Origin of the sequence: Frankia casuarinae (genome assembly GCF_000013345.1) — a bacterium.
GTDB classification, from domain to species: domain Bacteria; phylum Actinomycetota; class Actinomycetes; order Frankiales; family Frankiaceae; genus Frankia; species Frankia casuarinae.
On sequence record NC_007777.1, the window covers coordinates 2,907,442 to 2,933,436 of the forward strand.

Here is a 25,995-nt window from a genome sequence, read left to right on the forward strand (position 1 = left end):
CTTGACCAAATTTTCAATCTAGTTTCGAATTTTCTCAAATAAATGTCAAGGACATTCTTCCGACAACGGCTCCGCCGCCTCCTGCGCGGCTGATACAGCCAGTACGGCTGGTTCCCCGCGACTCGGCGCCACCAGTATCAGCCGGCGATGAACATCGTGATCAGCGCCATGAGAACGAGCATGGTGAACGGTTCCCTGCCGCCGCGGCGAGCCCCATATTCAGCGCGATCAACGCCGGTGAATCCCGGTGTCCACCAGGATGGTGGCCAGCCCCCTGGTGGGGGTGCTGGTGGGAGTCCAGTCCGCTCAGCCGTGGCGCCGTGAGTCCTCTCCTATCGTCCAACCGCGCGATCTCGGCACTTGAACAGCGGCTGGCCATCCTTGCCGCTCGGGCATCTGCGGCAGACCGCGGCGTACAACCGGCGGTATTCCGCCGGCTCCTCCCGACGACGCCGGCTGATGGACGGGCTCAAACCTTCGAAATCGCCCCCGTATCAAAAAATCGAGGCGCTACATCCACTCTTTCGCTACTCTGCCTCCGAGGAGACACGATGCTCGCCGTCCCGGAGTTCCTCCGCGAGCAGGCACCATATATCAGCATACCCAGAGAAGAGATCGGCGATAGCTTCCCTACAGTGGGGTGGAACGTTTTCGATGATCTTTTTTTTCTCCCGAGCCGTGACCGTGCAGTAGCTCAGGACGTGAAGCACCATCCTTCCTACCTCGTTGTACCTCAGTGACGGATCCTTCCGCAGAACATCAAAGAGAGAGAAAAGTTCATCCAGCGATCTCCTCTCTTTTCGTCCCGAGCTGAGGCTTTTACGCATCGCCATGCGTCGCCTGAGGTCCACCGTGTCGACGTTCCGCTGCTTTACGGGGACCGGGCTTGCTCCCCGGAGAACTCGATTCTTTACGTCCGCCACCGTAGTCGGAGAGATTCCGGCTTCCCTTGCGATCTGCCGAAGAGAGGCGGCGGGATTTGCTTTGATCAGTTCGCTGGCCCGCTCCCTGCCCTCCACAAAGCTCAACGGCCTCGTACGCCCATCCATACCAATCCTGCTCGTGAACTGAGGGACACTTTCGGCCAGGCTCTGGCGGATTTCCGAGATTTTTTTCGCGGAAACTCCGACTACCGAGGCCACAGCTCTGTCCGACCACTGCGGACGGCACGCGATAATACGCTTCGCAGCGGCCACCCGATCCGCCATCGTGAGCGGCAGGCCGTGCGTGACGTTTGCGGCGACCGCCAGGAGAAAAGCGTCTTCGACGTTGCCATCAAAGAACTGCACCCTGATATCTTCCTCACCACGAATCGCGGCGGCCCGTAGCCGGTGTATTCCATCGACCACCCTCATCGATCCCCGATGCACGATGATCGGCGGCAACACGGCTTCCGTCTCGGCCAGTATCTTGACATGATGCCCGACCTCGCCGGCCACGCGAAGCGACTCGGAGGTGGTGAGTGAATTTATCGGTAGTAGCTCAACGGTGGTGTTCTGTAGTTCGTTCAGCAGTTTTCTCAGATAGGACCAGCCATCGCCTCCGCGCCCTTCCGTCCCGTTTTCAGAAATCACGTGCTCTTCCTTCCTGAAGAGTTCCAAGGGATAAATTTACGGGTAACTGTGGCGTGGATGGATGAGAACTATCCGCGAGGCTTGAGCCGAAAGATTCCCTCGTGACGAAGGCCAGGCGAAAGGCGCTCCGGCGGGCTTCCCGGCAGGAGGGCCGAAGGTCCACCGGCCCGGTGGGCACCCGGGCCGAACGGGTGGGGATCGACCAGGCTTGGCCCGGAACGCCATCCGGGCTCGGGACCGGTGTCCACACCAACTTCGGCCGCTCAACGTGGTCACCCAGATGACGCCGCCTGGTTGATCTTGAGCGTTTTCATGAACCTTGCCGAAGAGCAAAAGATTACCAAACAACAACGAATTTGATTACACATGAGTATTAATCCCACTAGGGTGGGCACCTACAGTCGACAAAGAATGTGGGTGACGGCCGGCAGTAAAAATCCGTGCTGTCTCACGGGCGGGCCGAAGGTGAGAGCGGGAATCGAGGAAACGTAAGGAGGAACGAATAATGGACGTCTAGATCACCATAGTTCGAAGCCCCCAGCGAAGATCTTTATGGAGGCCTTCTGGATGGCCCCTCACGGAACCCCCCTCAAGAAGATCTGAAAAGACAGAACGATGCCCATGAGACGGACCTCACGCTAGCACCGATACCCCGCGCCTCGCAAGCTTTGTCCTCGCAATCCTTCGCCGTGGAGTTTGCCTAAAAACAACCGTCCAAATTGCCAGGTTTGTCGAGGGCCTCACGCTCTGCCACTGACTCGCCGGGCCACACCGGTAAATATCTCGTCCCCTGCTCGGATACCCGGGATGAATGTTTCATCATGCGACCACTGTTTGCGCAGGTAGCAGACTAGATCAAAGTTCTGGTTCCACCTTGAACGCCGTCCCCTTAGAACACGTTTGAGGTCGTCGTGCGATAACTCTCCGTACCAGCCAGGGCGTACGACGGGTATGCCTTGCCGGGGAGAGGCCCGATGCCGTCCGCCAGGAGCATGGGACGTGTCCATTCAGGGTGGGCGGCCGTAGCCCGCTGACTTTGGGGTTTGTATTGAGGAGCAGGGCGACGTCAAAGTAGGTACGGCGTGGCGTCTTGAGTTTGTGGTCGGCTACTGCTAGGGGTCGGGCCGCGAAGGGCCCTGGAACGCGGCAGACGCGGCACCTACAGGAAGATCTGAGTTCTCACGCAAAGGTCTTCCAGAAGCAGGTGCCGCGTCCGTGTCTGTAGTGTCCCCCATGTTGTGGCTTGAGTGTCAGCAGGAGCAGGTTGAGGTCTCGACAGCCGCGCAGGTCGCGGGGCTGGTCGCGGTGTTGCGGCGGGTACCGGACTGGCGCGACCCGCGGGGTGTTCGCTACGAGCTCGCGCCGGTCCTGGCGTTGTGGGTCGCGGGCAACATCGCAGGTCACGACACCACCGTGGCGGTGTGGGAGTGGGCCTGCGCCCTCCCGGTCGGGGTGCTGGCCGGCCTCGGGTTCCCTCGTCGGGTGCCGTCGGAGCGCACGATCCGGCGGATCGTGGAGGAAGGCCCGCCCGGGCAGTTGGACCAGGCGCTGTCGGGCTGGACCGCCGCGGTCGCGCCCGGGCCCGCGGACCCGGGCGGCCTGGTAGCGGTGGCCTTTGACGGGAAGGTGATGAAGGGCGCCCGTTCCCGCCCGCCACAGGGGTCGGTGCGCCAGGAGGCGGTCGTCGAGGCCGTCCGCCACGACACCGGGACCGCGCTCGGGCATCAACGGGTCGTGGCCGGCGACGAGATCGCCTCGGTACGGAGGCTGGTCAACCGGGTGTGTGACCACAACACGCTGGTCACGACCGACTGCCTGCACGCACACGAACCCTTGGCCCGGGCGATCCGGGCGAAGGGCGGCCACTGGCTTTTCTCGATCAAGGGCAACCAGCCCACCGTGCGGGCGAAGCTGGCCGGGCTGCCGTGGGACGAGTTCGGAAACCAGCACGTGACCCGGGAGAAGGCCCACGGCCGGATCGAGGAACGCGCGCTGAAGGCGTTGACCCCCTCCGCGCCGTCCCTGGTCGGGTTCCGAGGTACCCGGCAGGTGGTCAAGCTGGCCCGGACCACCCGCCGTAAGAAGACCACGACCAGCCCGGCTGCGACCTCGACCGAGGAGTTCTACCTGGTCACGAGCCTGTCCACCGACCAGGCCAGCCCCGCGCAGCTGGCCCGGTGGGCTCGTGGCCACTGGACGGTCGAGGCCATTCACCATGTCCGCGACCGGACCATGGACGAGGACCGCCACACCATCCGCACCAAGAACGCCGCCCTGAACTGGGCCATCGCCCGCGATACCACGATCAGCGCACTACGCCTGGCAGGCTACAAGAACATCAGACAGGCCCGCCGAGCCACCATCAGAGACCCTGGGCTCGTCCTCCAGATCATCGCCCTGACCAGCCAAAACAGACTTTGACGGAGCCCTGATGTCATGGGGCCGCGTCTCGCGGCAGCCGAGGAGCTGGCCGGCGAGTAGGTCGCGGCCCGGGCGGTGAACGACAAGCTGGCCGCGACGAACGAACGGCTGCGGCGGGCCGTGGCGGACGCGGCCGAGCGTCACGAGACGGAGTTGGGCGCGGCACGGGCCGAGCGAGACCGGGCACGTGAGCGGGTCGGGGAGCTCGATGTTGCCAACCTGCGGCGGCGGTTGTCGATGGACAGCACAAACCCTCGGTGCTGTCGTCGAAGGAGCCGATCGGCGCGGTTGCGCGTTTCAGATGGGACCAGATACCCTCTCGGGCTGGTTCAGGTCGGGGGGTGTAGCCGGACCGGTAGCAGACCATCCCGACCACACTCACCCGCCCGGGCCCACCCCGACCGGGTACCCGCACCACCGGGAGTCACCCCACGCCGCGCCCACGTCCGCCCCGTGGCGGCCTCAGGCCCTGCCCTGTCTCGTCGAGGAAACAGACCCGGGCATCCCGGGCCGCCGCCGTGGTTGTAGCGCCGGCCACTCCCACTTGACCCACTCCCGCGCCGCGGTGTCGTCGCGTTCCAGCGCACGACGGGCCGGCATCTGACCGACCAGCCGTGCCGGCTACGCCTCTCGATTCCCAGGCGCGATACCCGCAGCCCGCCGTTTTCGGGGTCACCTTGAATTCCCGCGCCATCTCCGTTCGGGTCGTTCCCGCCGCGAACCGGTCAGCCGCAGCCATCCGGACCCGCTCCCGTTCCACCTGCTCCGCGGGCGTCAACCCGTCGCACGCCTCATGCAAAGGATCTATCACACACCCACAGCCATCACCAGGAACACTAACCTCACACATTGACCATCAGTACACCTCGTGAACACAGCCTGACCGAAGCCCGTGGCCGTGTGACCACGCATTCCAGCCTACCGCGAAGAGCCATTTAACGTACGGCCATTGCCCCGTCGGCCGCCGGCCCGTCAATTGGTCGCGCCGGGACGAGCGGGTTCCGGCCTGATGGCCGTCGCCAGCTCGTCCCGGCGCAAACAGATTCAACTCTCGCTATTTTCGCGGAATGTTGTCAGCGGCGCAGCGGCGCAGCGGCGGTGTGACGGGCTCGGGCTGAGGGGCCCCGGCCGCCTGGACCGCATCCGCGAGCAGTTGGCGCTCTTCAGCGATCGCCAACAATCCCCCGGACGCGACAAAACGGGAGGCTACATAGTCCGCTTCGGTGGTGGTTATCGGCGCCCGGGTGCGGACAGCCCGTATGCACACCCGTACCGCATCGGCGAGCACGACGAGCACTAGCAGAGCGAACACTATCGCTATGATCCCGTCCACGGTCGAGTTCTGGACGACTTTGTGCATGTCGCTGATACTCCTCGCGGGCGCCAGAACCCTGCCGTCGTCGAGCGCGTCGGCATAGCGGTGCCGTTGGGCGAGGAAGCCGAGCTTGGGATCGTCCGAGAAAACCTTCTGCCAGGCCGCGGTGAAGGTGACGGCGACATCCCAGCCGAGCGGGACGCCGGGCACCCAGGCCCACCGCGCTCGCCCACTCTTGACGAACAGGGTGGTGACGACCGCCAATGCGATGGCGGCAAGCATCTGGTTGGCCATCCCGAACAGCGGGAACAGCTGGTTGATGCCGCCGAGCGGGTCGGTTGCCCCGGTCCAGAGGAAGTAGCCCCAGGTGCCGACCACCAGCACGCTGCTCAGCCAGACCCCGGGCCACCAGCTCACCCGGCCGATTGGCTTCCATACGTTCCCGAGCATGTCCTGCAACATGAATCGGCCGACCCGGGTTCCGGCGTCGACAGTGGTCAGGATGAACAGCGCCTCGAACATGATCGCGAAGTGGTACCAGAAGGCGGCGAGGCGGCCGCCCCCGAATGCGCCTGAAAGGATGTTGGACATGCCGACAGCGAGCGTCGGTGCACCTCCGGTGCGGGCTACCAGCGTCGATTCACCGACGGCCCGGGCCGCGGAGTCGAGGGCGTCCGGGGTGATGGTGAAACCGAGGTCGGTGACCGCGGACGCAGCCGACGCCGCGGTCTTGCCGACGACCCCACCGGGCGCATTCATGGCGTAGTAGAGGCCCGGGCTGAGCACCGCCGCCGCGATCAGCGCCATCAGTGCGACAAGGGACTCGGTCAGCATCGCCCCATAACCGATGAACCGGACCTGGGACTCCTTTTGAATCATCTTCGGCGTGGTGCCGGACGCGATGAGGGAGTGGAATCCGGACAGGGCACCGCAGGCGATGGTGATGAAGACGAACGGGAACAGGCTGCCGGCGAACACCGGCCCGTTTCCCCTGGTCGCGAAAGTACTGACTGCGTCCGCCTGAAGTACCGGAAATTCGACGAGAACGCCGATGGCGAGCAGCCCGATGGTGCCGACCTTCATAAAGGTCGAGAGGTAGTCGCGGGGCGCGAGCAGGAGCCACACCGGCAGCACCGAGGCGACAAAGCCGTAGCCGACAAGGCAGGCGACCAATGCCTTCGGGCTGAGTGTAAAGGCGGAGGCGAGGGCGGAGTCCTGGATCCAGCGGCCGCCGACAAGGGCCGCGAACAGTCCGGCGACACCGACGGCGGTGGCCTCAGCGACCCGGCCGGGTCGCAGCACCCGCAGGTAAATGCCCATGAACAGGGCGATCGGGATGGTCATCGCGATCGAGAAGGTGCCCCATGCAGAGGCGGCGAGCGCGTTCACCACGACAAGCGCCAGCACCGCCAGCAAAATGATCATTATGGCGAAGACGGCGACTAGTGCCGCCGTCCCGCCCACCGGGCCGATCTCGTCGCGCGCCATCTGGCCCAGGCTCTTGCCGTCCCGCCGCATGGAGAAGAACAACGTCACCATGTCCTGCACGGCACCGGCGAAAATAACACCGGCGATGATCCAGATCGTCCCGGGCAGATACCCCATCTGTACGGCGAGCACCGGGCCGACGAGCGGACCGGCCCCGGCGATGGCAGCGAAGTGGTGGCCAAACAGGACCCGCCGGTCGGTCGGCTCGTAGTCGACGCCGTTGTCGAGGCGTTCGGCCGGCGTCGCCCGGCTGTCATCCACCCGCAGCACCCGGTTTGCGATGAACCGGGCGTAGAAGCGGTAGGCGATGGCGAAGGATCCCAGGCCGGCGAGCAGGATCCACGCCGCAGAGATCGACTCGTGGCGGGACATCGCGAGCACAGCCCAGCTGATCGCGCCGACCGCCGACACCGTGGTCCAGATGGCTATCGATCGGAGCCGGCCGGTCCTCCGGCCATGGCCAGGCGCACGACCGCCGCCAGGCGGAAGACCGGTTCCGGCAGTATCGAGATGGGTAGTCATACGATGCGTCCCTTGGCGAGAGCGGCCAGGCCGAGCAGGTCAGCGAGCCCGACATCGGGCGGCAGGTCGGTGCTGAAGCGCCGGAAGCCGAGCCGCGAGCGGCAGTCGATTGTGACATCGCGGCCCAGGAGGAACGGATAGGCGAGTGGATGGGCTACGGCGCTGCCACCGGGATCCGCGTCCACCGGGCGGAAGCCCCGGTGCCGCGGCACAAGCGCCCGCGGCGCGGGGCGCAGCCACAGTTGACCGGTGCAGGCGCAGCACAGCCCCAGCGGGGCCCAGTCAAAAATAACTACCTCGCCCTCGCGGAGCGCGGCCCGGGCCCGGTCGGTGACCTGGATCACCGCAGGCCTTCCGGCGCCGTCCCCCGGCTGTCCAGCCGCCAAGCGGCGGCGGTCAGCAGCGCGCTTAAGGGCACCCAGGCAAGCTGATACCAGTAAAAGAACGGCACCCCGGCCAGCCGTGGCTCATCATGCGCATAAAGCGGGACCGCCAGCAGGGCTGCGAACGGTGTCCCGAGACACGCGACCGCGGCGGTTTGCCGCCGACGTGCCGCCGCGCGGGCCGGACGACCGGCGGCCGGCCGGTCTGTTGCAGGCACGGGCCCTGCCGGGATTCCTGCCGCGGAGTTTGCCGGGACACCCAGCGGAGTGTCCCGGCCCTGCTCATCGTGCCACATCCTGATCTCCCTGCATTTTGATCTTCCTGGTGGACCACCGGCCGGCCCAGGTACCCAGGCCGGGTGGTCACGCAGGCCGCGATGGTGTCACCGGGAGAGTTGCTCGCCGCGCCTCCGCGGTTTACGACTTGGTGAGCTACAGGTTTACGACTTGTTGCGGGATGATGTCGTGTCAACCGCGCCGGCTCGGTGCGCAACTGGAATAAGGACCGGGGGACGACCGGGCGGGCTTCCACCGGCGACCTCGCCGCGCCGTACGGGAAGCCGCGTGCAACGGAAGGTGTCGGATGGCCGACGGGACGACCGTGGCGGGATTCACCGTCGCGATAGCAGGCACTTCGTTACTATCGGTAAGGGCGCGCGCGTTCCATCGGCGGGACGAGCTCCCCTCGCCGGAAGGGTGGGCGCTCGCAGGGCGCCCGTTCGGTGGCGTTCTGACCTGGTTCCTGCTCGGCGGTGCGATCTACACCGCATATACCTTCGCCGCGGTGCCCGGCCTCGTCTACGGCGTGGGCGCTCTCGGCTTCTTCGCGCTGCCCTACACGATCATCGTCTATCCGCTGGCCTTCGTGCTCCTCCCACGTCTGGCGGAGACGGCTCGGCGCCATGATTACGTCACGGTGGGCGACTACGTGCGGGAACGCCACCGGTCGCCGCTGCTCGCGCTCGCCGTGGCGCTGACCGGAATCGTGGCCACCACGCCGTACATCGCGCTGCAGTTGGTCGGCGTCCGCGCGGTGCTCGTTGCCGGCGGCCTCACCCCGCCTGGGCTGCCCGGCGACCTGGTGCTGGCCTCGGTGTTCGGGGTGCTCGCCGTCGCGACCTACCGCAGCGGCATCCGCGCTCCGGCACTCGTCTCGGTCGCCAAAGGAATTCTGATCTTTTTGGCGGTCTTCGCCGTGGTCGGACTCGTCCTAGCCAGGCTCGGCGGACCCGGCGAGATCTTTGCCGCAGCACGGCGGAACATGGCCACGGACGGCTTGCCGGATCCGTCGCTCACGCTGGAGCCGTCGACGTTCGCCTCGTTCGCGAGCCTCGTGCTCGGCTCGGCGATGGCCCTGCTGGTGTACCCGCACGTGCTCACCGCCGCATTTGCGGCGAAGGACCCCGACGTCCTGCGCCGCTCGGCGGTCACCCTGCCCGCATGGACGGGCCTGCTCGGACTCTTCGGGCTGCTCGGCGTTGCCGCCTTGGCCACGGGGGTACGCACACCCCGCGGGCAGGCCGAAGCAGCTGTCCCTCTGCTCGTCCAGCAGCTGGCCCCACCGGTTGTCACCGGCGTCGTATTCGGCGCGCTCGTTGTCGCGGCGCTCGTCCCCGCGGCGGTGATGTCGGTGGCGGTCGCCATGCTCTTCGTCCGCAACGTATACGTCGAGTATTTTCACCCCACGGCCACCCCTAAGCATCAGGTCCGGGTGGCTCGCGGTGTCTCGCTGGTGACAAAGATCGGGGCATTCGCCTTCGTGCTCGGTCTGCGCGACCAGGATGCCATCGATCTGCAGCTGCTGGGCGGGGTCTGGATACTCCAGACCTTCCCGGCGGTCGGGATCGGCCTGTTCTCCACCTGGCTGCATCGCGGTGCGCTGCTTGCCGGATGGGCGGTAGGAATGGCGGCGGGAACCTGCCTGGTAACCTCCGGCGAATTCTCCGCGGTGGTGAACCTGCACCTGTTCGGGGCGTCCGTGCCGCTGTACACGGCGCTCCTCGCGCTCGGGCTGAACCTGGCGGTCGCCACCGCGCTCACCCCGGTCCTTCACCGCGTCGGCGTGGCCCGGAGCAGCCGGACATCCCAGGTGGACCGACTCCCCCGGCCGGACGCGCCGGGATGGCGGTGAGGGCGGTGCGGGCGGTGCAGGGCATTCCCAAAGATCCAGCAGCCGTCACTGCCGGCGACGCCGCCACTCTGCTGCCGGCCGACAAGATCCAGGTGAATCTTCACGATCTTGATCGGGAGACCGCCATCGCGCGGCTCTTCAACACCCACTACGTCTCATTGGTACGACTGGCCGCCCTCCTCGGCGCGGACGACCCGGAGGATATCGCCGCGCAGGCGTTCTACGAGCTCTACCGGCGCTGGCGAAAACTGCGGGACTCGACCGCCACCCTGCCGTATCTACGTAGCATAGTCTGCAATCTCACCCGAATGCGACTGCGCCATCTCCAGGTTGTCCGAAAAAACATGGGATGGCCATCAGACCAGGTAGAATCGGCGGAGACGCAAGCGCTGCTGCGGCACGAACAGCGAGCTGTAGTCGTCGCGTTACAGCGGCTGTCGCCGCGCCAGCGGGAGGCCCTGGTACTGCGGTACTGGCTCGATCTGAAGGAATCCGAGATAGCCGCAGTCATGGGGATTTCCTGCGGCGCAGTGAAATCCCATGTGGCGCGAGGAATGACGGCGCTGTCCCGCGCGATGGAGTCCCAGACATGATATATCACACCGGGCCGCTCAGCGACACCGAACGACGGCTGCACGACGCCCTGGACGCTCTCGCCGGCGGCGTGCCCGTGTCGCCCGACGCCTACCGGCGGGCGCGGGCCACCTGGCGCCGCCGCGAGCGCCGCAGGCGGCTCATCCTCGCCGTCGTCATCGCGGTGGTCTTCACCTTCGCGAACCTGGTCGGCCTGTGGGCGCTCAACCACTGACCGGCGTGGAACTTCGCTCGACCGCAGGCCGTGACGCATCCGCATCGCTCCGCCTTGTGAATCCTCGCAAGCATGCTTACGCCACACCTCTCCCCCTGACGTGCGCTACTGTGGTGCTCACGGTATTAAGTGAACAGCAGCTAGCCTAGGGAGTGGTGATGAGCGGTCGGGTGATGGTGGCGGGCGTCGGCATGGTGCCGTTCGCGACGCCGAGCAGGAGCGACAGCTACGACGTGCTGGCCGAGGGGGCGGTCAGGGCGGCGTTGGCCGATGCCGGGATCGACCTGGCGGCGGTCCAGCAGACGTACGCCGGCTATGTGTACGGCGACTCGACGAGCGGGCAGAAGGCGCTGTACCGGGTGGGGATGACCGGGGCGCCGGTGGTGAACGTGAACAACAACTGCTCTAGTGGGTCGTCGGCGCTGTTCCTGGCGCGGCAGGCGGTGGCTTCCGGGGCGGCGGACTGCGTGCTGGCGTTCGGGTTCGAGCAGATGCGGCGCGGCGCGCTGACGATGCAGTGGGACGACCGGCCCAACGCCTTCGAGCGGTTCGACGAGGTGGTCACCAAGGTGCAGGGCGAGGTCGAGGGGGTGCCGTTCGCACCGCGGTACTTCGCCGGTGCGGGTGCGGCCTACTGTGAGAAGTACGGGATGGACCCGGCGGTATTCGCGCGGATCTCGGTGAAGTCGCGCCGGCACGCGGCCAACAACCCGTATGCGGTGTTCACTGATCCGGTGACCGTGGAGGAGGTTCTTGCCTCGCCGCGGATCCTCGGTTGGCTGACCCGGCTGCAGTGCTGCCCGCCCACCTGTGGCGCGGCCGCCGCGGTGGTCGTTTCCGAGGACTTCGCGCGCGCCCACGGCCTGCGCGCCGATGTGGCGATCACCGCGCAGGCGATGACCACGGATACCCCGTCCTCGTTCGACGGGGACCTGATGCGCCTGGTCGGTTACGACATGACCGCGGCCGCCGCGCGGCAGGTGTACGAGGTGGCCGGGGTGGACCCGCTCGATGTGCGCGTGGTGGAGCTGCACGACTGCTTCACCACCAATGAGCTGATGACCTACGAGGCGCTGGGGCTGACTCCGGAGGGCACGGCGGAGAAGTTCATCGTCGACGGCGACAACACCTACGGCGGCCGGGTGGTGACCAATCCGTCGGGTGGGCTGCTGTCCAAGGGGCACCCGCTGGGCGCGACCGGGTTGGCGCAGTGCGCGGAGCTGGTGTGGCAGCTGCGCGGCGAGGCCGACAAGCGCCAAGTCGAGGACGTGACCGTGGCGCTGCAGCATAACATCGGCCTCGGCGGCGCCGCCGTGGTCACCCTCTACGAGAAGGTAGGCTGATCCACACCGAGGAGACCGAGGGGGTTGTACCGAGGGGGTTGTTCTGCCGGACCGCACGCTTGCGCCGCCGCGCGGCACCCGCCCGCGTAACCGGCGGGCGCTGATCCTTGGCGCCGCCTCGGACCTGTTCGCCCGCCGCGGCTACGACCAGATCGGCATGACCGATCTCGCCGAAGCCGTGGCGGTCGGCCCGTCCGCGCTGTACCGGCACTTCTCCGGTAAACAGGACCTGCTCCGCGAGGTCATCGCCGCAGGCCTGGCCCCGCTGCGGCACCTGCTCGATGATCTCGATCTCGCCGACCGCGCCGACCACGCCACGGCGTCGGCCCGGCTCGCCGCTCGCTGCCTCGACGAACGCCATATCGGCGTGCTCTGGCAGCGCGAAGCCCGCCATCTGACCCCTGACGACCATGCCCTGCTGCGCGCCGAGGTCCGCGAGATCGGACGCCGCCTCACCGGCCGGGTGCGCGCCGCCCGCCCCGAGCTCGACGCCCCCACCGCGGACCTGCTCACCTGGGCGATGCTGGCCGTGCTGATGAGCCCGTCCTTCCACCACCTGGACCTGCCCCGGCCCGCCTACGACGACCTGCTCGCCGAGCTCACCGACCTCGTGCTGGACACCCCGCTGCCCGGCACCTGCGCCGCATCGCCGCCACCACCGGCCGGACCGCCACCACCGGCCGGACCGCCGTTGCGGCTGGCCTCCCGCCGCGAGGCGCTGCTCACCCAGGCGGTGCGGATGTTCGCCACCCACGGCTACGCCGGCGTCGGCATCGAGGACGTCGGCAACGCCGTCGGCATCACCGGCCCCAGCGTCTACCACCACTTCCCGAGCAAGCTGGACATGCTGCGCACCGCGTTCCAGCGCAGCACGGCCGCCCTGTTGATGGACGTCAGCGCGATCTATCGGACTTCGAACGGCGCCGCCGACGCCCTGCGCCGACTGGTCGGCTCCTACATCCGGTTCACCCAGGCCCACCACGACCTGATCGGGCTGCTGATCACCGAAGTCGAGCATCTGCCGGAGGACGAACGCCACGCCGCCCGTCGGGCCCAGCACGACTACCTCACCGAATGGGTTCACCTGCTCCGGCTCGTGCACCCCGAGCTCGACCCCACCGCCGCCCGGATCCGGGTGCACGCCGCGGTCGCCGTCGTCAACGACACGGCCCGCACCCCGCACCTGCGGCACAACCCGGGCGTGCCGGGCGCGGTCGAGTCGATCTGCGGCCGGCTGCTCGGGCTCTGACCTGGCGCCTCCCGGGATTGCGCGCGACCGCGCTGGTGGCGCCGGTGGGTTCGATCAGGCCGAACGAGGCGCATCCGCGGACAGATGCCGCACCGGCCGCGCCAAGCCCGAGTCCGCGACCAGTCGGGTGACGATCAGCGTGACGGTGTAGGTGGCGGTGGCGGTGGCAAGGATGGCGAAGCTCGGGGGGATCCGCGGGGCGAGGTAGCTGGTGGTCAGCCCGACCCAGGTCACCGCGACCGCCACCGCGGTGGAGATCATCATTCCGTGGTAAGGGTGGGCGGTGAGCCGGTGGGCGGTGCCGGCGGGTGCGGCGAGCATACCGAGGAGCAGCAGGGCACCGACGGCCTGGGTGGCATCGGCTGCGGTCGCCCCGACGAGGCCGAGGAAACCGACGCCGAGGAGGCGGACGGGGACACCTCGGGCGGCCGCGACCGCGCCGTCCAGGCTGGCGAACAGCAGGGGACGCCCGATCGCGATGGTGGCGAGACAGAGGATTACGGCGAGTATGGCAGCCTCCCAGGCGTGGGAGGCGTCCAGGCCGAAGATCGAGCCGAACAGGACGGTGACACCGGCGGTGCCGTTGCCGGTGTTGCGGTGGGTGGTGTAAAGGGTGAGGAAGAGCACCCCGAGGCCGAGGACCCAGGCGAACACGCTGCCGATGACGACGTCATCGGCGTGGCCGCGGGGGCCGAGGGCGCCGAGGGCGCCGAGGGCGCATCCGACGGCGACGGTGGCGGCGAACAGGCCGACTCGGGCGTCGATCCCGGTGGCCAGGGCGGCGAGTGCGCCGGTGAACGCCACATGGGACAACGCGTCGGCGGTGAAGACCTGGGCCCGCAGGACGAGGAAGTAGCCGACGAGTCCGGCCGCCATGGCAATCCCCGTTCCGGCGATGAACGCATTCTGCATGAACGGGTGCTCGAACATCGCGGTCAGTCCCGTGTCCGCCGTGGCCGCGGTCATGCTGCTGCTCCGGTCATCCGGGGGACGCGGGCGGCCCGGCCGAGCAGGTCGTGCGCGCCGACGGCGAGACGGGCGAGGAGGTACAGGCCGAAGGAGAAGCTGGTGATGAAAAAGCCGATCGGATAGGGCGAGTAGTAGGCCACGGTCAGCCCGGCCCAGGTGACCAGCAGGCCTAGCAGCACGGTGAGCGTGAGGCTGAGGGCCGGTCGGGTGGTGAGGACCTGTGCGGTCGCGGCCGGGATGACCAGCAGGGTGAAGACGAGGAGGGTTCCGGTGATCTGGCTGACCTCCGCGGCGGTGCTCCCGAGCATGATCAGGAAAGCCACCGACAGACCCCGCACCGGCACTCCGGCGGCGGCAGCCACGGCTGGATCGAGCGAGGCGAACAGCAGCGGCCGCCCGATGAGCGCCAGCACTGCCAGGACCGCCACGGCGACGGCGGTCAGCGTGAGGACCATGTCGTCGGTGATTCCCAGGAAGCTGCCGAACAGCAGCGTGTTGACCCCGCCGAGGAATCCCTTGTACAGGCTGACGAACAGGAATCCGCAGGCCAGCGCGAACGCCTGGACGGTACCGATGGTGGCCGACTCCGCGGCCCGCCCGGCGGCTGCCCCGCCCGCCCCGGGGATGGCCGCGATGATCAGCGCCGCGGTGAGGCAGAAGGCGAAGTAGCCGTAGGTCGCGCCCAAGCCGAGCCAGATCGCCCCGGCCGCGCCCGGGAAACCGGCCACGGCGAGGGTGTGGCCGGCGAAGGCCTGGCGGCGTAGGACCATGAACCATCCGGTTGCCCCGGCGGTCAGCGCGACGATGGTTCCGGCCCGGAACGCGTTCACCATGAACGGGTAGGCGAACATCTGCCGAACGTCGCGGACCAGGTCCCACGACAGGCCCGCGTCGGTCGCGACCACCGCTGCAGTGATCACAGGTGGCCGGTCCCGTCGTGACGGTCGGCGTGTACGGCGGGCGGCTCGGGCTGGCCGACGACGACGAGGCGCCCGTCGGAGGTGGTCAGCACCTCGATGGGGGCCTGGTAGAGCCGGCTTAACGTCGCACTGGTGATGACCTCGGCGGGAGGGCCCGAGACCGCGCCGCCGCCGGCGAGGTAGATGACCCGGTCGAGGCTGGACAGGATTGGGTTGACGTCGTGGGCGACCATCAGCACGGTCACCCCCGCCGTCTGGCAGATGGTGCGGATGAGGGTCGCGACCGAGGCGGCGTTGGGCGGGTCCAGGCTGTCCAACGGTTCGTCGAGAAGCAGCAGCCGGGGCCGGCGGGCGAGCGCCTGGGCGATCAGAAGCCGCTGCTGCTCCCCACCGGACAGCCGGCCGATCGGCTGGTGGGCGTAGCCGGTGGCGCCGACCTGCTCGACGAGTTCGGCGACGCGCCGCCGCGCGGTCCGGGCGCGATCTCCGCCGGGCAGCGGCAGACCCCACCGGTGGCCGTCGAGACCGAGGCGGACGATGTCAAGCCCCCGGATCCGTACCGACGGGTCGAAGCTCCGTCGCTGCGGCAGATAACCGACCTCGGTGCGGGCCCGCCCGGGATGCCGGCCCAGCACCACCACCCGCCCCGCGGCCAGCGGCAGCAGGCCAAGGGCCGCCTTGAGCAGGGTGGACTTACCGACGCCGTTGGGACCGAGGATCGCGACGAACTCCCCCGCGCCGGCCTCGACGTTCACCCCGCTCCACACCATCCGCCCACCGAGACGAACCGCCGCACCCTCGAACATCACCGCCGGCGCGGCCGGCCTGCCGGCGCTGACCGGCGCCACCGCCGCGTCAACCTCGGCGCTCGCGCCGTCGGTTCGAGGGTGCGCCACCGCCGCCATTCTCGTCACCTTCCGCTTACTTTCCGGTTGCCTGCGCCAGCGACCCGCGCAGGGCTTCCAACTGGGCGACCTGCCAGTCCTGGAACGACGCTCCGGCCGGGACGAGCGTCTCGGTGATGGTGGTCACCGGGATGTGGGCCGCCTTCGCCTCCTCGATCTGCCGCCGCACGTCCGGGGTGGCGTTCTGGCTGTTGTAGACGTAGATTTTGATCTTCCCGGTCTTGATCTGGCTGTCGCTGGTGCTCTTGTCCGCGACAGTCGGATCGCTGCCCTCCGAGATCGCACGCAGGAAGGCCGGCGGGGTCAGCAGGTTCAGCCCGAGCGCTGGGGACAGCATCGCGAAGATGCTCTCCGAGGCCCCGACCGGCGTCCCGGCATACTTCTTCTTGATTGTCGCGATGAGATCGGTGTACGGCTTGAGGGTCGTGGCGGTGAAGGATGCCCGCTGCTGATCGAAGTAGCCCGAGTCGACGGGGTCGATCTTCTTGTAGTCGGCGGTGACCTGGTCGATCACTTTCGCGACGTCATCCGGGTTGTACCAGCGATGCGGGTTGTCGCCGTCCTTCGCGCCGACCAGGTCGCCGACGGTCAGCGTCACCCGCCCGGTCGCCGGGTTGGCCGCCGCCAGCTTGCCCGCCCACGGGTCGTAGCCGACGCCGTTGTCGATGAACAGCCGCGCACCGGCGATCGCCCGGCCGTCGGCGGGGGTCGGCTCATAGTCATGCGGGTCGGCGTCGGGATTGTCGATGATGCTGGTGACCGCCACCCGGTCGCCCCCCAGCTGGGCGGCGATGCTGCCCCAGAAGTTCTCGGCCGCCACCACGGTGATCTTCTTGCCGCCGGTGGCGCCGGTCCCGGTGTTCCCCGACGAGGACGTCCCACACGCGGCCACGACCATCGCCACGCCGGCGGCCACTACCCCCAGGCCGCGCGGCACCCGCCCGGGCCGCACCCGCCAGCGCCGCACCGTGACCAGCCGTGCACCATCCACCACGATCTCCCTGCTTGTTACCCGACCGGACCTGCTAGCAGGACCGGGATTCATTGCCGCAAAGGTAGTCGCTAATGGAAACCGTTACAAGTTCGAGTTCGAGCGGTCGGCGATGACGCGGGGCGAGCCTCCCCGCCGCCTACCCGTCCACCCACCCGTCCACCCGTCCAACCGTCCGTCCACCCGTCCAACCGTCCGTCCACCCGTCCACCCGTCCAACCGTCCGTCCAACCGTCCAACCGTCCAACCGTCCAACCGTCCACATGATCGACCAGGTGCTTTGTCGGGTCGGACGTCCTGTACCGTCCACCGGGGCGTGCGCCGGGTGCATGGAGGCGGACGCGTCGCATCGCATGGCAGATCCGGCGGGGTGTCGGGGCGCCCCGTCGCGGCGCAATCGATCTGCATACGGAGTATTACTGTTGGTATTGACAACGGTTGTTACATCCAAGACAGTGGTGATCGTTGTCGCTGCCACCAGCCCAGGAGGTATCCATGTCCCTGACGGTGTCGCCCGACCTGTTGGAGCAGGCCGAACAAGGTCACGTCGACGAGGCCGACTTCCTCGCCTGCATCCGCACTTCCCTGCCCTACGCCTACGGCCTGGTCGAGCGGCTCGCCGGCGAGCTGCCCACCGCAACCCGCGACTTCGCCGACAACCAGACCCCGCCCGCGGACGACGCCGAGCAGGGCCAGCTGTTGCGGGCGATGGCCAGCACCTCGATACGCGCGGCTCTGGAACGGCACTTCGGCGTGGCGCTGGCCTTCCAGAACTGCCATCGGCTGGCCGCTTTCCGCCCCCAGGCCACGAGCGGCGAGCAGTACCGCCGCTTCGTCTCCCCGGAGAGCCAGGTCCTCAACCAGCAACCGGAGTTCGTCAACTGCTAGCCTGGGCTCCCGGGATATTTTGATCCCGATGGCCTGGTGGGCCGGTGTTGTCCATTTTGTACCGGATTTTTTGTACCGGATCTGTCCTGGACGTTCATCCACCGGCCCGCCTGGCCCATCGATCAGAATCGGGTAACGCCCACAATGTGGCGTCGATCGGGGAAGCGTCGAGGCAGACGGACCTCCTACCTCGCGTTCATCAACGCCACGAACACCAAAGCGTCGATCGCGCAACGGGGCAGGGCGCTGTGGCGTGTTACCGCTACCGCGTTGGGATGCTCAGGATGACGTCGCGGCCCACGCTGCTCACGGTCGGATGCGCCGGCGGTGCTGGCCTGCGTCCACACAGCCCGAGGTAGTAGGTCACCACACCCTCGAAGTCGCCGCCCTGCTTCACGTGGACGACATTCGTTGTCCGGCCGAGAGGGAAGAGGTTCCTTGGAGCGGCGGGTCGACCTCAGGGTGACCCGCAAAGTCATTGATGCAGGTCAGCGGGGTTGTCGAGAGTGAGGATGGCCAGGAGCAGGGCGTTGTCGTGTCGGATTCTGCGGATGGTCGGGGCGATGCGGTTATGGCCAGCGAGGCGAATCAGCCCGATGATCAGGTTACGGAGTGTGGTCATGATGCGGGGCAGTGGGCCGGTCCGAACCCGCGAGGCATCCTCACGGAACGTCACATCGCGCACCCAGTGGACCTTGTTCTCGATCGTCCAATGCCCTCGGGCGTAGCCCGCGAGATCAGCGGGTGTGACCGCGTCGAGGGTGAGGCTCGTCAGGACGTGGACCGTGACAGTGCTCGGGATCGTCCGGGTGACCCGGGCCCGGCCCGTGCCGGTGGTCACGGTCCGCCGGACATGACGGCGGATCCGCGCCACGGTGCGGGCATGGGGATAGCGGGCACGGATCGCCTCGCTGGCCTGGGCCAGCTGGATGGTGCGTCGTTCGAACCGTCCATGGGCCCTGCCCTCGGCGCTGTGCCCGATCGGGATCTTCGTCCAGTCGGTCGCCTGGTGGCAGTCGACCGACAACGCCGGGGTGTTCGCCTTCACCGTGAACACGAAGTGCGCTCCCAGCTCGGTGACGATCAGGTCGGCGTGGGCGCGGGTCGTGTGCAACGCATCAGCGGTCACCACCACCCCATCCAGCGGATCATGGGAATGCAGTTCGCGGAGCAGCGGTGCGAACGCGGTGACCTCGTTCGTCTTCGCGCCGACCTCATGCTCGGCGAGCACCACACCCGTGCCGTGTTCGGCGACCGCGAGCAGGTGCGGTGCCCGCCCCTCAGGCCCAGCCGCGCCACGCAGGGTCTTCCCGTCGACCGCGACCACCCGCCGCCCACCACCACGGGCCTGGCGGGCGCGGGCCGCGGCGAACATCCCGACCGCCCTCGCCAGCGCCGAGCTGTCCACCGCGGACAGGACCCGGATCATCGTGTCCACCGACGGTGCCTGCGGCTGCCCGGTCACCGGATGGACCCGCGCCCCGAGAGCGGTCAGGACCTGCGTCGGGGCGTGCGCAGCCCAGGCCGCGATCTCCTCCACCGACTTCTCCCCCGCGGCGACCGCTGCGGCGGACAGTCCCAGGATCACCGGGAGCCGGTGACGTATCCCTCGCGGGTCCCGCGGGTCAGGCACCCCGGCGAGTACGTCGGCGAGCCCCTGCACCTCACCGCCGTGCGCCCCCAGGACCCGCAGCGACCGCCGCATCCGGACCAGCTGCCCCGACCCGGCCTGTCCGAGATCGGTGGGAGTGACGGGCATGCGAGACTGGACCGGCAACGGGGCTCCCTACGGCTGGTGATCTAGGCAATCCCCGTCCTACCGGGACCCCGTTGCCTCACCGCAGCCACCCTCACCGTGGTGGCCCGCCGTTGTTCCCCCGGACCCCACGGCCCCACCGCCCCACCCACCCCACCGGCTGTCACAGAACGTCATCGGTGGCGTTTCCGCCGGCGCCGGAACCCACCCTCACACGCGCTACTCACAGCGACGAAACAGCAGCCGGGCCCGGATCCTCACACCACCACCGGCCCCAGCCCCCCGCACCCCGTCTCACACCGTCTACCTGCACAAACAGACTTTGCGGGTCACCCTGGGGTCGACCTTCGATGTTGTGCGCGGCGGAATTGTGGAAGGTGACCTTCACGAAGGATCGGCCCAGCACAAAGACTCGATTACCGGATCCGTCCTGGATCAGCCCCGATCTCGGCACGTACTCGGCTCTGACATCTTTCGGCGCTGACGGCCGGAAGACGAAGGTGACGATGTCCACCCGGGCGCTGGCCGCGTGGGCGAAGCGGATGTGCATGAGCACGGGTGTGACCGGTGGAGCCGCCCGAGAAACCCCCGCCTCGGTGAAGACCAAGCTGAGGGTGAGGAGCAGGACGGCGCTTATGGCTGCGGCGATCCTTCTCATTGCTGGTTCCTTTTTCTTCGCTGCTTGAGGGGCACCGAAAGGCGTCCAACCTGATACGTGTGGCCAAGCGTCCCGTGGTGGCGCCCGGGCCGGGCCGGGCACCGCACGCGGGGCGTGTGCGCCGCTCGCGCGGACCGCTTCCGGGTAGCTGGCGCACGGCAATCGGTATGAGTCAGGGCCCTGCCACGGAGGGAGACACGGATCGCCGTTATGAGTCTCGGCGAAGGCGTTGCTCCTTACTCCGTGCATGAGGCCACCCCCTCGGGGGGTTCCGCTCGCGGCCTACAGGTTCCGCCCTGCCCTGGGGGGTGTCAATTTGGCGAACCGGCGGAATCCGGGCCGGTGGCCGGGGGCCGGTGGCCTAGGCTGGAACCGTGCACGATGGCGTGGTGACGCTGTTCCTCTGCGGCGACGTGATGCTAGGTCGCGGTGTCGACCAGATTCTGCCGCATCCGGGCGATCCGAGGCTTTCCGAGGGATATGTCCAGGATGCCCGCGCCTATGTCGAGCTGGCGGAGGCGGTGAACGGCCCGATTCCTCGTCCGGTCGAATTCTCCTGGCCCTGGGGTGACGCGCTGCCCGTGCTGGATGAGGTCCGGGCCGATGTTCGGGTGGTGAACCTGGAAAACAGCATCACCCGGTGCGATGACTTCGCCGCCGGAAAGGAGGTTCATTATCGGATGAGTCCGGACAACCTTCCCTGTCTGGCCGCCGGCCGGCCCGATGTGTGCGTGCTGGCGAACAACCACCTGCTGGATTTCGGCCACCGCGGGCTCGTCGAGACCCTCGACGCGTTGTTCACGGCCGGGCTGAGAGCGGTGGGAGCCGGACGCGACGCGGACGAGGCGTGCAAACCGGCCATGGTCCCGCTCGGCGGGGGCCGGCGGGTCCTGGTCTCCTCGTTCGGCCTGTCCTCCAGCGGCATTCCACGGACGTGGGCCGCGGCCCCGGGCCGGGCCGGCATCGACGTCATCCCCGAACTGTCGGACGCCACCGCCGAGGAGGTGACCGCCCGCGTCCGGCGGGCGAAGCGCCCCGGTGACCTCGTCGTCGCCTCCGTCCACTGGGGATCCAACTGGGGCTATGACGTAGACGACGACCAGATCCGCTTCGCCCGCCGGCTCATCGATGGCGGTGTCGACGTCGTGCACGGGCATTCGTCGCACCATCCGCGTCCCGTCGAGGTGTACCGGGACCGGCTTGTCCTGTACGGCTGTGGCGACTTCATCAACGACTACGAGGGCATTACCGGCTACGAAATGTACCGGGACGATCTGCGGCTGGCGTACTTCGTCTCCGCCGGGGTCTCCGTCGATCCGCCCGGCGCGACGCTGACCGGCCTGCGGATGGTGCCCCTGCAGACACGGCGGATGCGGTTGTGGCGCGCCGCACCCGAAGACGCCGGGTGGCTACGGGGGGTTCTCACCAGGATCAGCCGTGGCTTCGGGACACGGTTCGATCTCAACGCGCCCGGCGTGCTGTCGCTGCGCCAGCCATGAGCGAACCCTCGATGGTGCGCTCCAGCGCTTCGACAGCCTCGGCCAGCGACGAAGGCCGGAAGGTCAGGACCGGTCCGTCAGGCACGCTCACGCCGGCGTGAGGGCACCAGCCGGCTGAGCACGTCGAGTTCCGCCAGCCACAGCTGCCCCAACCGGGCGTGGTTCGGCACGCTGGCACTGGCCACGAACGTGACACCGACCCGCTCGTCGATGCCAAGCATGGCGACGGCCAGATGCTGACGTCCGACGAGTAGTTGGCCCGTGCCGACCAGCCCGGTCACCGCGCGTCCCGCGACAGCCAGCGGCCCGCGCATCGTCCGGACGTTGCTCGCCACCAGGGCCATCTTCCGGATCTGGGCCGGGTAAGCGGCGGCGCCCGCGAGCATGCGGGGCGAGGCGATCGTCGCCAGGGTGGAGAAGTGGTGACGTTCCACCACCCCCAGCCCGCCCTTCTTCATGCGACGGGTCTCCGCGGCGATCCACGCCAGTCGCCGGCCGGGGTCCGGCTCCCCGCAGGGAAGCGGGACACGCACGCCCGAGGAATAGTTCGACAGCACGTTCCGTTCGGCGGCGGTCCGGAAACTGATGGGCATCAGCGCGTGGATGGGCTGACGGTCCCGGCGCCATTCGGGAAGGGACCACGTCCGCAGCGCCCCGGCGAGCGCGGCGAGATAGACGTCGTTGACCGTGACATCGTGGTGGCGGGCCACCGCTCGCAGCGTGCCCAGATCGGTGGTGACCCAGGAATGTCGCGCCGGCCCGGCCGGCGGCCCGCCCCAGGCGTCGAGGGCGCGGGTGGGCGCCAGGCAACGCAGCCCCCGGCCGACGAAACCCGCATAGTCCGAGGGCCGCGGCCGGCGGACAGCGGGAGGCAGACCGAGGTCGAGTTCGTCCTCCCCCCCGAAGAGCAGGTGCAGCGCCTGGTAGAGCGCGAAGCCGTCCTGCTGGATGTGGCTGGTCCGATACACCAGCACCGTGCCGGACGACCCCGGGGCGCGCAGCAGGTAGAGCATCCACGGCGACCGGCTGAGGTCGATCGGCTGGGCGGCAATGCGGTCGACGGCGGCACGCAGCCGCGCATCGCCGGCACCACCGTCGCCCCCGCCCACACCGCCAACACCGCCAACACCGTCGGCGGACGGTAGGTCCATGGCGACAACGTGGTCGTCGACGTTCAGGCCCGGACCGCGGACCCAGAGGGTCTCGTTCGCCGTCGAGCGGCGACCGGAGAACCGGACCGCGACAGTCTCGAGACGGTCGGTAAGCATCCGTGCCCGGGGGTCGCGCAGCCGCTCGGCGACGTGCGCACGCAGGTCCGCCAGCTCCAGCGGAGGGCCGTCGACGAACAACAGCGCACCGACGTCCTGGAACTCCCCGGGATTGAGCCGGCTGAAGGCGAGGTAGGCCCGGTCACCCGAGGTCAGTGGACGAGCGTATGTCCGCTCGGGACCGGCCTTCGTGACCACGTCGAGCAGGGCCATCAGACGCTCCCCCACCCCGTCCTGGGGCGCGGAGCGCGGGCCTGGAAATCGGGCTGAACAACTTCACCAGATTGACGCGTCAACACGCCAAAGACACATGGGCCCATGTACCTATTACTCCTGATTCCGAGCAGGCCACCGGGGGTCTGTGTCGCACGTCTCCACGGAACAGACCCGAATGGGGAAAAGAACACCGTAGAGCACCATCACCAGCAACAATCAGATATGGCGTCGCCAGCGCAAGATAATGACACGTTTACGACATCACCACGAAAGGGCTATGGCACCGCTTCATCAGGCGCACCGAACAATGGCCGCCGGATCGCGTCCGCACGCCGCCCAGTTCGCACGCCGCCCAGGCACGCACGCCGCCCAGATCCGCACGCCTCCCAGTCCTCACCACGGCCGTCCAGGCAGCGAGCGAGCCAGTCGGCGGCCCTGACGAACTCGTGATCCGTCATGCTTGGGGGTACGGACGGGGCGGCCTCGTCGGCGCGGGGGTAAGACCCCAGGAAACGGATCTTCCGGCAGATCCGGTGCAGCCCCATCAGGGCCTCGCGCACCCGGCGGTCGCTGATGTGCCCTTCCGCGTCGATCGAGAAGCAGTACCGGCCCAGGCCCTCGCCGGTCGGCCGGGACTCGATCCGCATCAGGTTGGCCCCGCGAACGGCCCATTCCTGCAGGAGTTCCAGCAGCGCGCCCGGCTCGTCCGCGGCCGGCCACACCACGATGGACGTCTTGTCCGTGTTGGTCGGCGCGGTGGCGCGGCCTGGACGGCCGAGCAGGACGAAACGGGTGGTGGCGTCGGGGACGTCGTGGATGTCGGTCACGAGGGCCTCCAGTCGGTAGCGCCGTGCGGTGAACTCCCCGGCGAAGGCGCAGTCGAAGCGCCCCTCCCGCACCAGCCGGGCCCCCTCGGCGTTGGACGCGGCCGATTCCCACTCCGCGTACGGCAGGTGAGCCGCGAGCCAGCGGCGTACCTGGGCCCGGGCGACCGGGTGGCCGGTGACGGTCTTGACGTCCTCCAGCGTGGTTCCCGGCCGCACGAGCAGCGCGAAGCTGATCGGTAGCAGCACCTCGCGGCAGATCATCAGCGGCCTGCCGGTCGCGAGCTCGTCCAGCGTGGCGGTAACTGCCCCCTCGACGGAGTTCTCGATCGGTACCAGCGCGCCGGACGCGTCCCCGTTGCGCACCGCGTCCAACGCCTCCGCCACGGAGAGGGAGGGGAACAGCTCATGCGTCCGCGCATCCGGCAGCGTCCGCAGCGCGGCCTCGGTGAAGGTCCCCTCGGGGCCGAGGTAGGTGTAGCGGGGGGGGTAAGCAGGCAAGACAGACCTCCTAGGACCGGGGCGGGCAACGGTCATCGCCTGCTGGTAAGGCGGTGGTCAGAGGTGCGGTGGTCAGAGGTGGCGCAGCAGCACCGTGGGGTCTTCGACCGCGTCGGCGACGAAGCGCAGAAAGGACCCGGCGGTGGCGCCGTCGCAGACTCGGTGGTCAAAGGTGAACGAAAGCTGCACGATCCTGCGGACCGCCAGTTCGCCGTCCACCGCCCAGGGCCTGGGGACGATCCGGCCGATGCCGATCATCGCGGCCTCGGGGTGGTGGATGATGGGCGTGGAGCCGTCGACACCGAAGACGCCGTAGTTGTTGAGCGTGAACGTGCCGCCGGTCAACTCGGCGGGAGTGAGCGTGCCCGCGCGGGCGGCGGCGGTCAACCGGGCGATCTCGGCGGCCAGTCGAGCGGTGGTCAGGCCCTGAGCGTGGTGCACCACGGGCACGACCAGGCCGCGCGGGGTCTGGGCGGCGAATCCCAGGTGGACGGCGGCGTGGTGGCGCACGCCGGTCGCGCGGCCGTCCGCGTCGGTGACGACGGCGGAGTTGAGTGCGGGAAAGCGGACCAGGGCGGCGACGCAGATGCGGGCCAGGATCGCCAGGAGACCGATTCTGGGCTCGGCGCCCCCAGCGTTGCGGGTGTCGTTGAGGGTGTCCTTGGCGGCGAGCAGCGCGGTGGCATCCGTGTCGACCCAGCAGGTGGCGTCCGGCACCTCGCGCCTGCTGCGCGCGAACGTCTCCGCCGCGCGCCGCGCCAGCGGGTCCAGCGGGACGACGGTCGAGTCGGTCTCCGCCGGGCGCGACGGAGCGGAACGCGGGGCGATGGCACTCTCCACGTCCTTGCGCAGAATCAGCCCGTCCGGGCCGGTGCCGACGAGTTTTCGGAGATCGACGGAGTTCTCGCGGGCGAAGCGGCGAACGAGGGGCGAGACGACCTTGACCACGGTCTGGGCGGAAGGCCCGAGTGGCGTCGCCGGTCCGGGAGTCGGGGTGAGCGCCGGTACGGGGGGCGCTCCGGGAGCGCCGACGCGTCGTCGGCGGCGGGTTCGGGGGGGTTCCGTGCTGGTGCCGTAACCGACGAGGATGTTCCCGGAGCCCGTTCGCCCTGCTGCCGGCTCGCTGACGGCCACGGTGATCAGTGGTGTGCCGACCGGGACACTGGTACCGGCCAGGCCCGCGAGGGAGGTGACGACGCCGGCGTAGGGGCAGGGCACCTCGACGACGGCTTTGGCGGTCTCGACCTCGGCTACGGGTTGGTCGACGGTGATGACGTCCCCGACGCCGACAAGCCAGCGGACGACCTCGGCGGAGGTCAGGCCCTCGCCGAGGTCGGGGAGGGGGAATTCGCGTACCGCGGCCACG

21 protein-coding genes and 1 pseudogene are annotated in these 25,995 nt (G+C 68.5%); 9 read left to right on the top strand and 13 right to left on the bottom strand.

The window, feature by feature from the left end:
• Positions 1-527: 527 nt before the first annotated feature.
• On the bottom strand, positions 528-1,601 hold the full coding sequence (locus FRANCCI3_RS24570; RefSeq protein WP_131728967.1) for a ParB/RepB/Spo0J family partition protein: 1,074 nt from the start codon (positions 1,599-1,601) through the stop codon (positions 528-530).
• 1,188 nt (positions 1,602-2,789) lie between these two features.
• Between FRANCCI3_RS24570 and FRANCCI3_RS12395 the strand changes: the two genes are divergently transcribed.
• Both FRANCCI3_RS12395 and FRANCCI3_RS28100 read left to right on the top strand, forming a co-directional pair.
• On the top strand, positions 2,790-3,995 hold the full coding sequence (locus FRANCCI3_RS12395; RefSeq protein WP_011436384.1) for an ISAs1 family transposase: 1,206 nt from the start codon (positions 2,790-2,792) through the stop codon (positions 3,993-3,995).
• Positions 3,996-4,058: 63 nt separating this feature from the next.
• Positions 4,059-4,282: pseudogene (locus FRANCCI3_RS28100) on the top strand (IS66 family transposase); the annotation flags it as partial.
• Positions 4,283-5,049: 767 nt separating this feature from the next.
• On the opposite strand, the gene FRANCCI3_RS12400 reads toward FRANCCI3_RS28100, so the two are convergent.
• The 3 genes from FRANCCI3_RS12400 to FRANCCI3_RS12410 are packed head-to-tail and all read right to left on the bottom strand — an operon-like array spanning position 5,050 to position 7,921.
• Entirely contained in the window at positions 5,050-7,320 is a 2,271-nt protein-coding gene (locus FRANCCI3_RS12400) for a carbon starvation CstA family protein (protein ID WP_011436879.1), read from the bottom strand.
• Positions 7,317-7,664, bottom strand: a complete 348-nt coding sequence (locus FRANCCI3_RS12405; RefSeq protein ID WP_011436880.1) for a hypothetical protein — start codon at positions 7,662-7,664, stop codon at positions 7,317-7,319. The genes FRANCCI3_RS12400 and FRANCCI3_RS12405 overlap by 4 nt, the downstream gene beginning before the upstream one ends.
• Positions 7,661-7,921, bottom strand: coding sequence for a DUF3311 domain-containing protein (locus tag FRANCCI3_RS12410; RefSeq protein ID WP_076807387.1), 261 nt, complete (start codon positions 7,919-7,921; stop codon positions 7,661-7,663). The genes FRANCCI3_RS12405 and FRANCCI3_RS12410 overlap by 4 nt, the downstream gene beginning before the upstream one ends.
• Positions 7,922-8,286: 365 nt before the next feature.
• On the opposite strand from FRANCCI3_RS12410, the gene FRANCCI3_RS12415 reads away from it, so the two are divergent.
• From FRANCCI3_RS12415 to FRANCCI3_RS12435, 5 genes are all read left to right on the top strand, one after another.
• A complete protein-coding gene (locus FRANCCI3_RS12415; protein ID WP_011436882.1) occupies positions 8,287-9,834 on the top strand; it encodes a sodium:solute symporter family protein in 1,548 nt (515 codons plus the stop codon).
• The gene (locus FRANCCI3_RS12420) at positions 9,831-10,427 is read left to right on the top strand and encodes a sigma-70 family RNA polymerase sigma factor (RefSeq protein WP_011436883.1); all 597 of its coding nucleotides are present in this window, start codon (positions 9,831-9,833) and stop codon (positions 10,425-10,427) included. The genes FRANCCI3_RS12415 and FRANCCI3_RS12420 overlap by 4 nt, the downstream gene beginning before the upstream one ends.
• Positions 10,424-10,642, top strand: coding sequence for a hypothetical protein (locus FRANCCI3_RS12425; protein ID WP_011436884.1), 219 nt, complete (start codon positions 10,424-10,426; stop codon positions 10,640-10,642). Before FRANCCI3_RS12420 ends, FRANCCI3_RS12425 begins: the two co-directional genes overlap by 4 nt.
• A 158-nt stretch (positions 10,643-10,800) precedes the next feature.
• Positions 10,801-11,985, top strand: coding sequence for a lipid-transfer protein (locus FRANCCI3_RS12430; RefSeq protein WP_011436885.1), 1,185 nt, complete (start codon positions 10,801-10,803; stop codon positions 11,983-11,985).
• A gap of 103 nt (positions 11,986-12,088) precedes the next feature.
• Positions 12,089-13,234 carry a TetR/AcrR family transcriptional regulator gene (locus FRANCCI3_RS12435; RefSeq protein WP_255353886.1) on the top strand — a complete coding sequence of 382 codons (1,146 nt, stop codon included), beginning with the start codon at positions 12,089-12,091 and terminating at the stop codon, positions 13,232-13,234.
• A gap of 54 nt (positions 13,235-13,288) precedes the next feature.
• On the opposite strand, the gene FRANCCI3_RS12440 is transcribed toward FRANCCI3_RS12435, so the two are convergent.
• Genes FRANCCI3_RS12440 through FRANCCI3_RS12455 form a run of 4 tightly spaced genes read right to left on the bottom strand, consistent with a single transcriptional unit; the run spans position 13,289 to position 17,019 of the window.
• Positions 13,289-14,200: a metal ABC transporter permease gene (locus FRANCCI3_RS12440; protein WP_011436887.1), complete on the bottom strand. Its 912-nt coding sequence runs from the start codon at positions 14,198-14,200 to the stop codon at positions 13,289-13,291.
• Positions 14,197-15,123, bottom strand: coding sequence for a metal ABC transporter permease (locus FRANCCI3_RS12445; RefSeq protein WP_011436888.1), 927 nt, complete (start codon positions 15,121-15,123; stop codon positions 14,197-14,199). The genes FRANCCI3_RS12440 and FRANCCI3_RS12445 overlap by 4 nt, the downstream gene beginning before the upstream one ends.
• Complete coding sequence (locus tag FRANCCI3_RS12450) at positions 15,120-16,028, bottom strand: metal ABC transporter ATP-binding protein (RefSeq protein ID WP_011436889.1); 909 nt, start codon at positions 16,026-16,028, stop codon at positions 15,120-15,122. Before FRANCCI3_RS12450 ends, FRANCCI3_RS12445 begins: the two co-directional genes overlap by 4 nt.
• 16 nt (positions 16,029-16,044) lie before the next feature.
• The gene (locus tag FRANCCI3_RS12455; protein WP_011436890.1) at positions 16,045-17,019 is read right to left on the bottom strand and encodes a metal ABC transporter solute-binding protein, Zn/Mn family; all 975 of its coding nucleotides are present in this window, start codon (positions 17,017-17,019) and stop codon (positions 16,045-16,047) included.
• 495 nt (positions 17,020-17,514) lie between these two features.
• Between FRANCCI3_RS12455 and FRANCCI3_RS12460 the strand changes: the two genes are divergently transcribed.
• Positions 17,515-17,907: an SCO5389 family protein gene (locus FRANCCI3_RS12460; RefSeq protein WP_011436891.1), complete on the top strand. Its 393-nt coding sequence runs from the start codon at positions 17,515-17,517 to the stop codon at positions 17,905-17,907.
• A gap of 475 nt (positions 17,908-18,382) precedes the next feature.
• Here FRANCCI3_RS12460 and FRANCCI3_RS12465 read toward each other — a convergent pair whose 3' ends face one another.
• Both FRANCCI3_RS12465 and FRANCCI3_RS12470 read right to left on the bottom strand, forming a co-directional pair.
• Complete coding sequence (locus tag FRANCCI3_RS12465; RefSeq protein ID WP_049760812.1) at positions 18,383-19,666, bottom strand: ISAs1 family transposase; 1,284 nt, start codon at positions 19,664-19,666, stop codon at positions 18,383-18,385.
• Positions 19,667-19,886: 220 nt separating this feature from the next.
• Entirely contained in the window at positions 19,887-20,321 is a 435-nt protein-coding gene (locus tag FRANCCI3_RS12470; protein ID WP_049760913.1) for a hypothetical protein, read from the bottom strand.
• Between the two features lie 374 nt (positions 20,322-20,695).
• Here FRANCCI3_RS12470 and FRANCCI3_RS12475 point away from each other — a divergent pair, with 374 nt between their 5' ends.
• The gene (locus tag FRANCCI3_RS12475) at positions 20,696-21,820 is read left to right on the top strand and encodes a CapA family protein (RefSeq protein WP_011436893.1); all 1,125 of its coding nucleotides are present in this window, start codon (positions 20,696-20,698) and stop codon (positions 21,818-21,820) included.
• 77 nt (positions 21,821-21,897) lie between these two features.
• Here FRANCCI3_RS12475 and FRANCCI3_RS12480 read toward each other — a convergent pair whose 3' ends face one another.
• The 3 genes from FRANCCI3_RS12480 to FRANCCI3_RS12490 form a co-directional block, all read right to left on the bottom strand.
• Positions 21,898-23,301, bottom strand: coding sequence for a WS/DGAT domain-containing protein (locus tag FRANCCI3_RS12480; RefSeq protein WP_011436894.1), 1,404 nt, complete (start codon positions 23,299-23,301; stop codon positions 21,898-21,900).
• Between the two features lie 278 nt (positions 23,302-23,579).
• Positions 23,580-24,629, bottom strand: a complete 1,050-nt coding sequence (gene pheA, locus FRANCCI3_RS12485; protein WP_011436895.1) for a prephenate dehydratase — start codon at positions 24,627-24,629, stop codon at positions 23,580-23,582.
• A 72-nt stretch (positions 24,630-24,701) separates the two neighbouring features.
• Complete coding sequence (locus FRANCCI3_RS12490; protein ID WP_011436896.1) at positions 24,702-25,994, bottom strand: dihydrolipoamide acetyltransferase family protein; 1,293 nt, start codon at positions 25,992-25,994, stop codon at positions 24,702-24,704.
• Position 25,995: the final 1 nt, after the last annotated feature.